The organism is Xanthomonas sp. WHRI 10207 (genome assembly GCF_040202975.1).
Taxonomy (GTDB): Bacteria; Pseudomonadota; Gammaproteobacteria; order Xanthomonadales; family Xanthomonadaceae; genus Xanthomonas.
On record NZ_JBEGDX010000005.1, the window covers coordinates 213,365 to 227,567 of the forward strand.

Sequence of the window (14,203 nt, forward strand, 5' to 3'; positions counted from 1 at the left end):
AAACGCAGGTTTTCTGCTGCAAATCAGCGGATCATGTTGAACAAGGACGACGACTGCATCTGCTGAAAAATGGTCTGAGCGGCCTGCAAGGAGGCCTTCTCGAGTTCGTACTGCCCGATCGCCGAGGCGTAGTCCAGATCGCGGATCGACGACAGGGTGGTCTTGAGGGTGACTTCGTTGGATTCGAGCAAGGAGTTGGCATTGTCGATGGCCGACAACTGCGCGCCGCCAGAGGCGCGCGCGTCGATCATTTTCGACGAGGCCTGCGCGATGTCGCGCATGGACGTCTGCAGCGTATTGATCATCGCTGCCTTCTGCGGCTTGGTCAGCGTGTCGGAATTGAGCGCACCAACCAGATCGTCAATGGTGGAGAACACGTCCTTGGTGGTGGAGGCGCCGATCTGGAAACTGTCGCCGACCGCCGGTGCGCCGCTGATGCGCATGCGCACGCCGGCCGCGGTGATGTCGTCGCCATCCTTATAAGTACCAGTGCTGACCACTGCATTGGTGCTGTCGCGCACCTCGTAGGTGTCGGCGGCGGTGAACTGCACGCTGTAGCTGCCGCCGTTCCAGCTGCCGGTACTGGCATCGCGGCTGAAATCCAGCAGCAGGCCGGTGCCGGTATTGGCGTTGGAAGGGTGCGCGTCCACGGTGCCGTCGCCGGTGCGGATGCGCATGAAGATTTCGCTGCCGGGCAGGGTGTCGCTGACAAAGGTGTCCGGCGCCACTTCGACCTGCTTCTGGGTCTGGTCGCCGTTATAGACGACGCCGCCATTGCTCTTGATAAACGGTGCGCTGCCATCGGCGCTGCCGCCGAACAGATAGCGCCCGGTGCCGTCGGTGCTGTTGGCCAGGCTCACCATGCTGTCGCGCAACGCGGTCAGTTCCGATGCGATCGCCTTGCGGTCGTCGGGGCTGAGCGAGGAGTTGTTGGCCTGCACCGCCAATTCGGTGACGCGCGCCATTTTGTCGCCGGCTTGCGAGAGCGCGTTTTCCTGCAGGCCTAGGCGGTTCTGCACGTTGTTGGCGTTCTCGCCGAAGCGGGTAATCGCGGCCAGCGCGCGATCCAGACCCACGGCAGTGCCGGCAGCGACCGGATCGTCCTTGGCGGTCACCAGGCGCTGCCCGCTGGACAGCTGCGATTCGAGCTGGTTCAGCCGCGTCTGCTTGGCGCCCATCGAGGCGATCGACTGGCTGTACATCATGCTGGTGGAGATACGGTCGGTCATCAGCGTACGGCGCCCAGGATGGCTTGGAAGATGGTGTCGGCGGTGGAGATCATCTGTGCGGCCGCCTGATAGGCCTGCTGCAGCTTGAGCATGTTGGCGGCTTCCTCATCGAGGTTGACGCCGGAAATCGAATCGCGACTGGCCTGCGCCTGGTCGTTGATGACCTTCTGCGCGTCGGCGGCGTAATCGGCCGCACGCGCGGCCGAGCCCACCGAAGTGGTCAGGCCCGACAGCGCGCCGTTGAGCGTGACCGTGCCGCCGCTGAGCGCTTTGGCATCGTCGATCTTGGCCAGCAACTTGGCATTGCCGTTGTCGCTGGAGCCGGCGCCCGTCGGACCGACGCCAAACGTGTCGCCAGCCTTGGGCGCGCCATCCAGCGCGAAGCTCCAGCCGTTGGCGCTGATGGTCTGGCCGGGGGTGTAGGCGAACGGGCCGGCGCCGTCGATGGTGTATTGGTTGGCATCGATGAACTCCACCGACGACGGGGTCAGCAGCGCCGGGTTCTGCGCATTGGTGATCTTGACGTCGCTGATCTTGCCGGAGCCCAGGTTGGCGACGGTGGCGGTGGCCTTGACCGGCGTTGCTGCGGCAATGCGCGACGGGTCGGTGATGGCCACCGACACGGTGCCGGCCAGCCCGGAAGTGGGCTGCAGCAGGAATTTGTCGCCGCTGGCCGGCGTGCCGCCGACCACCATGCTGACGCCATTGAGCACCAGCGGGTTGGCAGCGGTGCCGGTGCCGGTCATCGGCACGGCCGCGCCGGTGCTGGCGCTGGTAGCTTTCCACGCGGTGCCATCGAAGCTGAGCGTGACGTTCTGCCCGTCCACGGCCGACATGTTGCTGAAACTGGCGGTCAGCGAAGCGGTGCCGGTATTGCTCGGGTTGGCCGCAGTGGTGGGCGAGCCGATGTTGAAGAAGTTGCCGCCCATCGCGCCATACAGGTCCATACCCTGGGCGTGACCGGCGTTGAAGGTGCTGGCCATGCCCACCGCAAGGCGGCCCAGTTCGGCCTGGGTCGGCTCCAGCACGCTGCTACGGAATTCCAACAGGCCGCCGATCTGCCCGCCTAGCGAATTGGCGCTGAGGCTGACGTTCTGCCCCTGGGTCTGCATCGCCACCTGCAGCTTGGTCGGCTGGTACGGGTCGGCGACGGTGGTGAGCTTGGACGAGGTCGTTCCCACCACCAGCGCCTGGCCGCCGGCGGTGAAGACATTCATGAAGCCGCCATCCTGGATCACCGCGGTGCCGCCGGTGTAGCCCACCAGTTTGCTCACCAGCGCATCGCGCTGATCGAGCATGTCTGGCGCAGCGTTGGCCGCGCTATTGCCGATGGTGCCGTTGAGCTTGGCGATCTGCTGCGTCAAACGGTTGACTTCGTCCACCGAGGACGTCAATCCGCTGTTGACTTCATTGCTCAGGCTGTCCATCTGCCCGTTGAGCTGCTTGAAACGCGTCGCCAGCGAGTTGCCGCTGTCGAGCATGCTCTGGCGCTCGGCGGTGGAGGAGGCATTGGACGACACCGCGCTGGTGGAATCGAAGAAGTTCGACCACAGCCCGGCCACGTTGGTGGCGGTGTTGGAATACAGCGCGTCGACGCGGTTGGACAGCGACGACAGCTGCTGCAGGCGCGAGAGTTCGCCGCCGCTGTCGAGCAGGCGCGAGATGGCCAGCTGGTCCGCCACCCGGCCCACATCGGTGATCTTGGCGCCATTGCCCACGAACGCGTAGCCCATGTCGGTGGGCGTGCGCGTTGCAAATTCCACGCGTTGGCGGCTGTAGCCTTCGGTATTGATGTTGGCGACGTTATGGCTAACGGTCGACAACGCCCGTTGGAAGGCGATCAGCGCGCTGGTCCCGGTGGACATGATGGACATGGGCGTTTACCTCAACGACGGATGGTGCCAAGCCCGGCAGGCTCGGCGGTGCTGGCGTAACGGTTGGACAGATCTGCCGCTGCGTTGCCGATGGCGGCGACCGCACGGTCGATGGTCGGGCCGTTGGCGATCGCCGCGATCTTGGCTGCGTAGCCCGGATCGGTGGCGTAACCAGCCTGTTGCAAGCCGCGTGCAAAACCCTTGATATCGGTGCCGGCCTGCAACGCGGATTGGTAGCGGCTGTTGTTTTTCAGCAGGCGCACGTAGTCGGCAAAGCTCTCTTCGGCGGAGCCATAGGCGCGGAAGTCAGCGGTTTCGGTGGTTTTGACGCCGTTGACGTATTCGTGGGTGCCGGTGGTGACCTTGTTGCCGCTCCAGCCGGTCGCCTTGATGCCGAACAGGTTGTTGGAATCGCCACCGTTGCCGATGCCGCGCCGCCCCCAGCCGGTTTCCAGCGCGGCCTGTGCAACCAGCGCACGCGGGTCCACACCGAGTTCGCGCGCGGCTTTCTGTGCGTGCGTCCAGATTTTGGCGACAAAGCCTTCCGGTGTGCGCTCGCCCAGGCTGGCAGCAGCAGTGCTGGCCGCGCTTGCGTTGACGGCGGTATTGGCGTCGGCGGCGTCGCTGGCGGCCACATCGGACCAGCGATCGTTGGCCGACGGCCAGCTCAGCGCGGCCGCGTCGTCGCTGCCGGCATCGCTGCCGCCGCTGCGCCCGGCGATCAGATCCAGCACCTGGCTCATGCCGATACCGGTCAGGCCGCCTGCGCCGATGCCTGCCGCGGCGCCGACAGCTGCGCCGAGGCTCGCACCGACGCTGGTTGCCGAGCCGTCGCGGGCAGGCAATGGCAGCGAGGCATCGCGCTTGCCGGCGACCAGGGCATAGGCCTTGGCCGCTTCGGCGGTGCTCAGCGAGGTGTTCAACGCCGGGCCGCCAGTGTCGCCACTCAACTGCTTGGAGATCATCGCCGACAGGCCCAGTCCCTTGCCTTCGGTCAGCGCCTTGGCCATCTGCTGGTCGTACATCTCGCGGAACATCTGGTTTTCGCCAGGAAACATCGGGTCGCCGGAGCTGGCATCGCGCATGCTCTTGACCAGCATCTGCGCGAACTGGCCTTCGAGCTGACGTGAGACCTTGTCGATCTTTGCGGGATCGGCCTTGGTGCTCGGATTGAGATCAATGGGCGAGGCTGCGATACGCATGTCAGATGACCTCTAGCTCCGCCGTCAGCGCGCCAGCCTGCTTCAGGGCTTCGAGAATGGCGACCAGGTCGCCGGGAGCCGCGCCCACTTCGTTGACCGCGCGAACGATCTGATCGAGCGTGGTGCCGCCTTCGAACTTGAACATGCGGCTGCCTTCAGAGGTCGCCGTGATCGTGGACTGCGGTGTCACCGCCGTGCGGCCGCCACTGAAGGCGCCCGGCTGGCTGACGTTGGTGTTTTCGCTGATGGTCACGGTGAGCGAGCCATGCGCGATGGCGGCCGGCATCACCCGTACCAGCTGGCCGATAACCACGGTGCCGGTGCGTGCATTGACCACGACCTTGGCCGGCGCATCGCCCGGCGAGAGTTCGACATTTTCCAGCCGCGCCAGCAGGCCGATACGCGCACCCGGGTCGGTAGGCGAGCGCACCGCCACGGTCACGCCATCCACCGCACGCGCGGTGCCAGCGCCGAAGCTGCTGTCGATCGCCGCGACCATCCGCGAGACGGTGGTGAAGTCGTTCTGGTGCAGGTTGAGGGTGATCTCGCCGCTACCGGCGAACACGTCCGGCAGGGCGCGCTCCACGGTGGCGCCATTGGGAATGCGGCCGACGCTGGGAATATTGACCGACACCCGCGAGCCATCTTTGCCCTGCGCACCGAAACCGCCAACCACCAGGTTGCCCTGTGCCATTGCATAGACCTGGCCATCGGCGCCTTTCAGCGGTGCCATCAGCAAGGAACCGCCACGCAGCGACACCGCGTTGGCGATCGAGGACACGGTGATGTCGATCGGCTGGCCCGGCTTGGCGAACGGCGGCAGCTCGGCGTGGATCGCCACGGCCGCGACGTTTTTCAGCTGCGGGTTGACGTTCGCCGGAACATTGACGCCCAGCTCGCCGAGCAGGTTTTTCAGGCTCTGCACGGTGAAGGGCGCCTGGCTGGTGCGGTCGCCGCTGCCGTCCAGGCCGACCACCAGGCCATAGCCGACCAGCGCGTTGCCGCGCACGCCGCCGACCTGGGCGAGATCCTTGATGCGTTCGGCCGATGCCGGTGCGGCAATCGCGCACAGCGCGACTGCGGCGGCGAGCAAACGGAAGGGCAGGGATGACAGATTCATGGTCGCAGGCTCAGTAGGGCGACAGACGGGAATTGAAGAAGCGGCTCAACCAGCCCATCGCGTTGGACTGCGCGATCGCACCGCGGGCGCCGTAGGCGATGCGGGCATCGGCCACCTTGCTCGACGGCACGGTGTTGTCCGGGGAGATGTCGGCGGCACGCACGATGCCTTGCACCTGCACCAGCTCGTCGCCCTGGGTCAGGCGCAGATTCTTCTGCCCCTGGATCACCAGATTGCCGTTGGGCAGGCGCTGCATCACGGTGACGGTCACGCTGCCCTGCATGCGGTTGCTCTGCGCGGTGTTGCCCTTGCCGGCAAAGCTGCGGTCGCCATTGGTGGAGTTGCGCAGCACGTCGGTGCCGTTGACGGTGAGCGGCACGCCAAGCAGCGTGGGCGTGCTCATGTCGACGGTGTCGGCCTTGCTGATGCTGGTATTGGCGGTGGACGAGGCGGTGGTGCTTTCCACCAGGTTCACCGTCAGCAGATCGCCGACGTCGCGGGCGCGGCGGTCGCCATACAGGTTCAGCCCCGGGCCGGCGGCATAGATCGCACCGGCGCTGGGCTGCGCCACCGGCGCGACCACCGGCACGATCGGCGCCAGTTCGGCGAACGGCCGCACATCGCCGGCTGCCACGCAGCCACCCAGCAGCGCGCTGCAGGCAATGGCAAGAGACAGCGAAGAGAGAGAGGGCAGGCGTGACATGGCGTGGATTCCTGAGAGGGCAGCGACCGGCGAGCCGATCAGACGTTGTTGTTCAAGTAACCGAGCATCGAGTCGGTGGTGGAGATCGCCTTGGCATTCATTTCGTAGGCGCGCTGCGTCTCGATCATGCTCACCAGCTCTTCCACCGTATTGACGTTGCTGCCTTCCAGCGCGCCCTGCACGGTGGTGCCCAGGCCATTGAGGCCGGGAGTGCCGTTCTGCGCGGGACCGGAGGCGGTGGTTTCGACGAACAGGTTCTCGCCCTTGGACTGCAGGCCCGAGGGGTTGATGAAGTCGGTCAGCGTCAACGCACCGATTTCCTGCGCCGCGGCCTGGCCGGCCAGGGTCACGCTGATGGTGCCGTCGTTGCCGATGGTCAGCGACTGCGCGCCTTCGGGCACCTGGATGCCGGGCTGCAGCGGGTAGCCGCTGTTGGTGACAACTTCGCCCTGCGCATTGATCTGGAAGGTGCCGTCGCGGGTGTAGGCGGAGGTACCGTCGGGCATCTGCACTTCGAAGAAGCCGCGGCCGTTGACCATCACGTCGAGCGCGCGGCCGGTCTGCTGCTGGCTGCCCTGGTCGAAGCCCTTGAAGGTGGAAACCACCCGCACACCGGTACCCAACTGAAGGCCGGTCGGCAGCTGCGTCTGCGCGGAGGTGGAACCACCCGGCGCACGCACCTGTTGATACAGCAGGTCTTCGAACGCGGCACGGTCGCGCTTGAAGCCGGTGGTATTGGTATTGGCCAGGTTGTTGGAAATGACCGACATGCGCGTCTGCTGCGCATCCAGTCCGGTTTTGGCGACCCACAAAGCCTGATTCATGACCCGATTCCTCGTTAGACCCGGGGATGTGTTCCGGGTACGGCTGGGTATATGCACGTGCTGTGCCAAACCCGCGTCGGAATCTTGCCGGCTGTGCGGTGGATCACGCGGCGCAGGGCCAAGACGCGGCGGCCGGGAGACGATGCATCGGTGCGTCGGAGACCGCGGACGCCTGCGGGATGTGTCGGCGTACAGACGGCAAGGCAGTGAACGTTTATGCCTTCCGCGATTGCTTCCGATCAGCAGTGGCCAACCGTGCAAGCGCGGCGTCGTCTCCGGGGGCGGGACCGTGTAGCGGCATGGATGCCGCTACCGAGCCTCCACGGACGGATTCACGGCGTGTCCCGCTTCCGGAGACGGCGCCGCGCATTGACCAACCCGCGCATTACACCCGTCCAGTCACGAGGGCTCCACTTCTACTAACCGCCCCCAATTTATGGCGGGCGGCGGTCTGCTGAGGGCGCTTGCACGCGTGTAGGCGTGGAACACGCCGTGAATCCATCAATGGAGGCTTTATGCGGCATCCATGCCGCATAAGGTCCCACGCCTACACGCGCGCAAGCACCGCCGGTTTTGGTCGGTGACTGAGATATAACGCGGCGTTGATAGACGTGGCGGTTGAATCAGGTGCCGTGCGTTGACTGATGTCTTCGCTGGCGAATGGGTGCAACGGCTTGGAGCGACTCCATGCGCACTGTGCACTGAGCGTTTGGACCGCTTGCAGGCCGGCAGCTTTCAGGCCTGACGCCGAAGACGGCAGGTACGATAAACGCGCCGCAATAACGCGATCGCGGTGTTTCAAGCAGCCGAACGACCGCCATAGGCACCCGTCTGACGGAGCAATCGCTTCGGCGATCACGTTTAGAGCATCTGACGGTTACTGGATGGCCAGCATACAAGCGCATCCGGTGCCCGGAATCGGCAGGTATCGCTGCGTACTCGGGTCCTCCGCGCCGGCCGCACCCGCGTGGCCAACGCTCGCCAGGCGTTGTTAGCCGCTGACCCGCAGCAACGAATTGGCCGACTGCGCGTTGTCGTCGCCGTTCTTGATGATCTTGACCTGCATTTCGAACTGGCGCTGCAGCTGGATCATCTCCACCAGCGCGCCGGCGGCATCCACGTTGCTGCCTTCCAGCATGCCGCTGTTGACGGTCTTGCCGGTGGCCACCGCAAACGCCTGCGCCGGGTCGGTGCTGGTATTGCGCATCAACCCGTCCGGGCGCCGCGTCAAACGGTCGGCGGGCGCATCGACCACCTTCATCTTGCCGACGATATCCATCGCCTGCGGGCCTTCGCCCTGCGGGATGATGGAAATGCTGCCGTCGCTGCCGATTTCCATCGCCTGGTGCGGCGGGATGGTCATCGGGTTGCCGCCTTCATCCAGCACCGCATGTCCGTTGGCGGTGACCAACTGGCCATTGGCGGTGAGCGCCAATTCGCCGTTGCGGGTGTAGGCCTCGCTGCCATCCGGCGATTGCACGGCCAGCCAGCGGTCCTGTTGCAGCGACACGTCCAGCGGGTTGCCGGTGACTTTCTGATGGCCCTGGCTGCGATCGAAGCCCTGATCCACGTGCAGCGCATCGATCCGCGACGGATACCCCTTGCCCTGGATCTTGAAGGCCTCGGTATTGGCCAATGCGGCCTTGAACCCCACCGTATCGACGTTGGCAAGGTTGTGCGACACGGTGCTCTGCGCCTGCAGGGAGGCACGGGCACCGGTCATTGCGACGTAGAGGGCTTTGTCCATTTGACACCGGGAATCGAGAGTGGGGAATCGGGAATCGTATAAGCGGGATTGCTGGAGACTGGGAGAGGGGAGGTAAGGCCGTTGTCCGCTAGACGTGACGCCGGCTCTTACGATTCCCTATTCCCGATTCCCCATTCCCAGCCCTTAACGAATATTGATGATCGTCTGGGTGACCTGATCCTGGGTCGAGATCATCTGCGAGTTGGCCTGGAAGTTGCGCTGGGCCACGATCATGTTCACCAACTGCTCGGTCAGGTCCACCGTGGAAGCTTCCAGCGAGCCGGATTCGATTTGGCCCAGGTCCGAGGTGTCCGGTGCGCCAATGCGTGCGGCGCCGGAGGTGTAGCTTTCGGCCCACATGTTGTTGCCCTGCGACTGCAGGCCCTGCGGATTGACGAAGCTGCCCAGCGCGACTTGGCCCAGCGGCTTGTCGGCGCCGTTGGAATAGCGCGCAAACACCACGCCGCTGGTGTCGAAGCTGATCTCGTTGAGCTTGCCGCTGGCGTAGCCGTCCTGGCGGGTGTCGCGCAGCGCGAAGGCTTCGCCGTACTGGGTCGAGCCGCTTACGTTGAGCTGCATGTTCAGCACGCCGGCACCGGTGCTGGGAGTGAACGGGTCCATCGCGATGATGCCGTTGGCCGGAGTGGTCAGCGAGCCGGTGTCGGAGAACTGCAGTGTGGTCGGAGCACCGACTGCCGTGCCGTCCACATAGTTGTGCACCTGCCATTCGTTCGGATTGGCGGTCTTGACGAAGTAGGAGGTCTGCACGTGGCTGACACCCAGCGAGTCATAGACATTGATGCCGCCGGTGGAGTGGCTGTAGGTCTTGTCGTCGGCCGGGCTGAACGGGGTCACCGTCGGTGCGGTGGCGTTGCCGGGCAGGGTGAAGGCCAGGTTGACCGTGGAGGTCGACTTGGGCGGGCTGTCGGTGGTCAGCAGCTGCAGGTCCGACAGACGGCCCACGTCGAAGCCATTGCCACTGGGATTCGGCGCGAACACCTGCAGGCGCGCGCCCTGCGGATTGACCACATACCCGTTGGCATCGGTCTGGAAGTTGCCGGCGCGGGTGTACATCTTGGCGCCGTTGGAGGACACCGCGAAGAAGCCTTCGCCGGAGATCGCCAGATCCAGGCTGCGGCCGGTCGGGTCGATATTGCCCTGCGAGAACTGCTGCGCCACGTTGCTGACCCGCACGCCCGAACCGACCGCATTGCGCGACAGGCCGTAGCTGGTGCTCTGGAACATGTCGGCAAACTCGGCGCGCGATTCCTTGAACCCGGTCGTGTTGACGTTGGCGATGTTGTTGGAAGTAACGTTCAGATCGGCATTGGCTGCGTTGATGCCGGACAACGAGGTATTGAAAGCCATGGATGAGTTCCTTTAAGTGTCGGTTGCCGGCTCAGCTGACGCGGAGCACGTTGGCGAGCGGGGAAGTGCCTAGCCCGGTCAGGTTGAGATACAGGCCGTCCGAGCCGATCGTGACGCTGTCCACCGGTGCATCGACATAGGTGGATAACTTGCTCTTGGCACCGGCGGTGTCGGTTTGGGTTGCGGTAATGCCGTATTTGCCGGCGGCCATGCGGTTGCCGTTGGCGTCGGTGCCGTCCCAGGCAAACGACACCTCACCGGCGGCGCTGGCCGGCACGCTGAGTTGTTTGACGAAGGCGCCGTTGGCATCGGTGATTTCAAAATTGACGAAGCCAGCCGAGGTCGCGGCGACCACGCCCTTGGCCGAGCCGGTGGCATCGATGGCGACCTGCGCCGAGGGCACCAACACGTTGTGGCCCACCAGCGCGGCGCCCTTGAGCACCTGGTCGGCGTTCATCGAATCGGAGAAATTGCCGACCTTGGTATTGAGGTCGCCAATGCCCTGCACGGTGGAGAACTGCGCCAACTGGCCTAGAAACGCGCTGTTTTCCATCGGTTTGAGCGGGTCCTGGTGCTGCAGCTGTTCGGTCATCAACTTGAGGAAGTCGGCCTGGCCGAGTGCTTCCTCTTTCTTCTTCGTCGATGTGGCGCTGCTGGAGGTCAGCCCGAGGCTGGTGTAGAGGTCGCTACCGATCGTGCTCATTGGAAAGGGTCCGTAGGAAAAAGGTCAGCAAGGAGGGTCAGCGACCCATGGTCAGGGTTGCGAGCGCCAGTTCCTTGGCGGTATTGAGCATTTCCACGCCTGCCTGGTAATTGCGCGAGGCGGAAATCATGTTGACCATCTGCGAGACCGGGTCCACGTCGGGCGAGAACACGTAGCCGTCGGCATCGGCCAGCGGGTGGCCGGGCTCGTAGCGACGGATCGGCGGCGCGTTGGTGGTGGTGATCTCCTTGACGTTCACCGAGGTCAGGCTGGGGTCCTGACGGCTCTGCTGGGCCTGGAAGATCGGCTCGATCGGCTTGTAGGTGGCTTCTGCAGAACCGGCCACCGAATCGGCGTTGGCCAGGTTGGAGGCGATGGTGCTCAGGCGGACCGACTGCGCATGCAGCGCCGAGCCGGCCACATCGAAAATGGGAAGGTTGCTCATGACTTATTGGCCCGTGATCGCGGTGAGCATCGAGCGCACCTTGGATTCGAGGAAGCTCAGCGACGCGCGGTATTCCAGCGCGGCGCGGCCGTAGGCGGCGCGTTCTGCATCGGGATCGACGGTGTTGCCGTCCAGGCTGGGCTGATCGGATTCGCGGGTGATCTGGAACGGGTTGAGCCCGGCGCCGCCGCCCACTTCGTAATGCTTGGCGTCGGTGGCCTGCATCAGGCCGCCATCCTGCACGCCCTGGGCCGACTTCAGGGCCGCTTCGAAGTTGAGATCCTTGGCCTTGTACCCGGGGGTGTCCACATTGCTCAGATTGCTGGCAATGAGCTTCATGCGCTGCTCGCGCAGCGACAATGCGTCGCCGTGGACGCCGAGGAAGGACGAGAAGGGATTGGACACGGTGCTCTCCCGCGAAGTGTTGCCAGAGAAGAAGCAATGTTTGTGCCAAATCAGGGGTGCTGCTGGACCCGTCGATCGGGTAGGGCGGCTGGAGCGCCCTGGCGTGGCCTTGATCGGCCAAGGCCGCGGTTTCAGCCAGGAAGGCGAACCTGGGCGGCCGGTTCGGGGCTCTTTCGCGCTATCGGACTAGCTGATGCAAGTCCTGTGCGAGGCGCTGCTTGGCTAGCGGCTGCGGCCAGCAACGGTCGTGACTATCTAGACCGGGACCATCTGGAAGGGGCAGGTGACAGCGGCAACGGCTCGCAACTCTAGAAATGCGCTGCGCCCAATGTGGGCGTCTTGCCTGACGAGATTAGGTGGGGAGTGTTGCGAAGCCACTATTGACGGTAATTCACGCCAACAGGCTGCTGGTTCGTCGAAGGCGCGTCGCCAAGGCAGCTTGGGTGTCGCCGGAGTTCTACGCCGGGAATGCCTGCAAGGCATTCCTTCTCATTGCCATCGACACCTCCACGCGGCCGGCGCTGCGAACGCCCCGCCGCCGGCAAGCCGGTCAGTCGATCTCTTGCTCAGGCCGCTTCGGCAACCACTTTCAAGCGTGCCAACACGTAGTCGGCCAGCTCGTGCGCGCTGTACTTGGCCACGAAGGCATTGGCACCCACCTGCTCGACCATGGCGTTGTTGAACACGCCCGACAAAGAGGTGTGCAGCAGCACGTACAGGCCTTGCAGGCCCGGCGTGCGCCGGATTTCCGTCGTCAGCGTGTAGCCGTCCATTGCCGGCATTTCGATATCGGAGATCACCATCGCATAGCGGTCGGCCGGGTTTTCGCCCGAGGCCGCCACCTGCAGCAGGTGATCCAGCGCCTGGCGGCCGTCGGACAACAAGGTTGCCGACACGCCGAGCTGGTCGAGCACGCTGCGAATCTGCTGACGCGCCACCCGCGAGTCGTCCACTACCAATACCTGGAACTGACGGTCGTAGGCCACCAGCTGCAGCGACGGATCCAGCTGCACGTCCTTGCTGACCTTGGCGATGTCGGCCAGCACGCTTTCCACGTCGATCACCTGGATCAGCTCGCCCTGGAACCGCGTCACTGCCGTCAAATAAGTGGCTTCGGCGCCTAGTTCTGGCGGCGGGTGGATATCTTCCACGGCAATATTGACGATGCGCTCCACGCCGCTGACCAGAAATCCCTGGACCGAGCGGTTGAACTCGGCCACCACCAGGTAGCCGGGCCCATTTTCGGAGTGCGCGTCGCGTTCCGGGTGGCCGATGGCCAGGCCCAGATCCAGTACCGGGACCGAGCGCCCGCGCACGTCGGCAACGCCGGCGAATTCGGTCGGCAGGCCGGGCACCTGGAACAATTCTGGGCGGCGCAGCACTTCCTGCACCTTGAAGACGTTGACGCCAAAAAGCTGGCGCCCGCCTAGCCTAAACAGCAGCAGCGCCAGTCGATTGTGGCCAGCCAGTCGGGTGCGCTGGTCGATGCGGTTGAGCAGATCGTGGGTCATGGGGCAGATATCGACAGCGCCGCCTGGAAACTTGAGGGCTTTGTGGTTGGTCGGAGCGCTGTCGAGATGCGGGAGTTGGGATTCGCTTAGAGGCAGGGATTGGTAATTGGGGGATTCGGGATTGGTTTTGGAGCGGGATCAAGCTCTAAAGCCAAAGCCAAAGCCAAAGCTGGAGCAGGGATCTGGCGGTTGAGCCGCGACGGGCTGCCGGAAGATGTCCTGGGTCTGGGTACCGCCACTCACTTGAGTTAGGCCTACGCAGATCCAGCTGCAGTCACCACAATCCTGCAGACACGCAACAGCCCGCTCCAACCAATCCCAAATCCCGAATCTCCAATCCCGGCAAAAACAGGCACACCGCTTGCATGAGCTTCCGCGTCTTCCTACGGATCTGGTCCCATGCGCCTGCTCCTGCTTGTCATTTTGTTGGTCGCCGCCCCGGCCTGGGCCGATGGGTACCAGTCGGTCGATTCCATTCGCGCAGCGGCGCTGGCCACGGTTGGCCCCGATGCCGAAGCCGAGGCCACGCTCGATCCGGGTCTGCGCATGCCAGCCTGTCCCATCGCGCTGCAAGCCCAGCCCACCGGCACCAACACCGTCGAAGTGGCCTGCCCGCAGCCGGCTGGCTGGCGTTTGTTCGTGCCATTGAAAGTGCGTCGCAACCAGGATGTCCTGGTGTTGCGTCGGGGCATCAGCGCTGGAGAAACCATCTCGCTAGCCGATATCAGTATCGAGAAGCGTGACGCCGCCCGCATCGTCGGTGCGGTACTGGCCGACCCGGTGGCCGCAGTGGGCAAGTCCGCCCGCCGTGTCCTGCCGGCCGGCTCGCTGCTCTCGGCCAATGATCTGGTGACGCAGCGGCTGGTCCGGCGCGGCGATACCGTCCCGCTGGTGTCGCGCAACGGCGGTCTGGAGGTGCGCATGAGCGGTCGCGCGCTCTCCGATGCCGGCGAAAACGAGCGGGTTTCGGTCGAGAACTCCTCGTCCCGCCGTGTGGTGCAGGGGATTGTTGAAGCGAGCGGAACCGTTGTGGTCTCCAGGTAAAAATTTTCTATAAAGTTTTTTTTCTGGG

13 protein-coding genes are annotated in these 14,203 nt (G+C 64.5%); 1 reads left to right on the top strand and 12 read right to left on the bottom strand.

The window, feature by feature from the left end; genetic code table 11:
* Nucleotides 1-23 precede the first annotated feature (23 nt).
* The 12 genes from flgL to ABQU90_RS17105 form a co-directional block, all read right to left on the bottom strand.
* The gene (flgL, locus tag ABQU90_RS17050; RefSeq protein ID WP_055854455.1) at nucleotides 24-1,229 is read right to left on the bottom strand and encodes a flagellar hook-associated protein FlgL; all 1,206 of its coding nucleotides are present in this window, start codon (nucleotides 1,227-1,229) and stop codon (nucleotides 24-26) included.
* Nucleotides 1,229-3,103 (bottom strand): flagellar hook-associated protein FlgK, encoded by a 1,875-nt coding sequence (flgK, locus tag ABQU90_RS17055; RefSeq protein WP_115512935.1) that lies wholly within the window; start codon nucleotides 3,101-3,103, stop codon nucleotides 1,229-1,231. The genes flgL and flgK overlap by 1 nt, the downstream gene beginning before the upstream one ends.
* An 11-nt stretch (nucleotides 3,104-3,114) precedes the next feature.
* Nucleotides 3,115-4,305, bottom strand: a complete 1,191-nt coding sequence (flgJ, locus tag ABQU90_RS17060) for a flagellar assembly peptidoglycan hydrolase FlgJ (RefSeq protein WP_323522974.1) — start codon at nucleotides 4,303-4,305, stop codon at nucleotides 3,115-3,117.
* Nucleotide 4,306: 1 nt separating this feature from the next.
* Nucleotides 4,307-5,425, bottom strand: coding sequence for a flagellar basal body P-ring protein FlgI (locus tag ABQU90_RS17065; protein ID WP_055854446.1), 1,119 nt, complete (start codon nucleotides 5,423-5,425; stop codon nucleotides 4,307-4,309).
* Between the two features lie 10 nt (nucleotides 5,426-5,435).
* Complete coding sequence (gene flgH / locus ABQU90_RS17070) at nucleotides 5,436-6,128, bottom strand: flagellar basal body L-ring protein FlgH (protein ID WP_323522972.1); 693 nt, start codon at nucleotides 6,126-6,128, stop codon at nucleotides 5,436-5,438.
* A gap of 38 nt (nucleotides 6,129-6,166) precedes the next feature.
* A complete protein-coding gene (gene flgG / locus ABQU90_RS17075; protein WP_006452262.1) occupies nucleotides 6,167-6,952 on the bottom strand; it encodes a flagellar basal-body rod protein FlgG in 786 nt (261 codons plus the stop codon).
* Nucleotides 6,953-7,943: 991 nt separating this feature from the next.
* Nucleotides 7,944-8,699, bottom strand: coding sequence for a flagellar basal-body rod protein FlgF (gene flgF, locus ABQU90_RS17080; protein WP_055854442.1), 756 nt, complete (start codon nucleotides 8,697-8,699; stop codon nucleotides 7,944-7,946).
* Nucleotides 8,700-8,843: 144 nt separating this feature from the next.
* Nucleotides 8,844-10,067 carry a flagellar hook protein FlgE gene (gene flgE, locus ABQU90_RS17085; protein ID WP_115527748.1) on the bottom strand — a complete coding sequence of 408 codons (1,224 nt, stop codon included), beginning with the start codon at nucleotides 10,065-10,067 and terminating at the stop codon, nucleotides 8,844-8,846.
* A 31-nt stretch (nucleotides 10,068-10,098) separates the two neighbouring features.
* The gene (locus ABQU90_RS17090; RefSeq protein WP_115512938.1) at nucleotides 10,099-10,770 is read right to left on the bottom strand and encodes a flagellar hook assembly protein FlgD; all 672 of its coding nucleotides are present in this window, start codon (nucleotides 10,768-10,770) and stop codon (nucleotides 10,099-10,101) included.
* Between the two features lie 37 nt (nucleotides 10,771-10,807).
* Nucleotides 10,808-11,215, bottom strand: a complete 408-nt coding sequence (gene flgC, locus ABQU90_RS17095; protein WP_005914451.1) for a flagellar basal body rod protein FlgC — start codon at nucleotides 11,213-11,215, stop codon at nucleotides 10,808-10,810.
* 3 nt (nucleotides 11,216-11,218) lie between these two features.
* Nucleotides 11,219-11,620: a flagellar basal body rod protein FlgB gene (flgB, locus tag ABQU90_RS17100; protein ID WP_055854433.1), complete on the bottom strand. Its 402-nt coding sequence runs from the start codon at nucleotides 11,618-11,620 to the stop codon at nucleotides 11,219-11,221.
* A gap of 566 nt (nucleotides 11,621-12,186) precedes the next feature.
* Nucleotides 12,187-13,131: a chemotaxis protein CheV gene (locus ABQU90_RS17105; RefSeq protein ID WP_016901727.1), complete on the bottom strand. Its 945-nt coding sequence runs from the start codon at nucleotides 13,129-13,131 to the stop codon at nucleotides 12,187-12,189.
* A gap of 399 nt (nucleotides 13,132-13,530) precedes the next feature.
* On the opposite strand from ABQU90_RS17105, the gene flgA reads away from it, so the two are divergent.
* Nucleotides 13,531-14,175 (top strand): flagellar basal body P-ring formation chaperone FlgA, encoded by a 645-nt coding sequence (flgA, locus tag ABQU90_RS17110; RefSeq protein ID WP_055854430.1) that lies wholly within the window; start codon nucleotides 13,531-13,533, stop codon nucleotides 14,173-14,175.
* Nucleotides 14,176-14,203 lie beyond the last annotated feature (28 nt).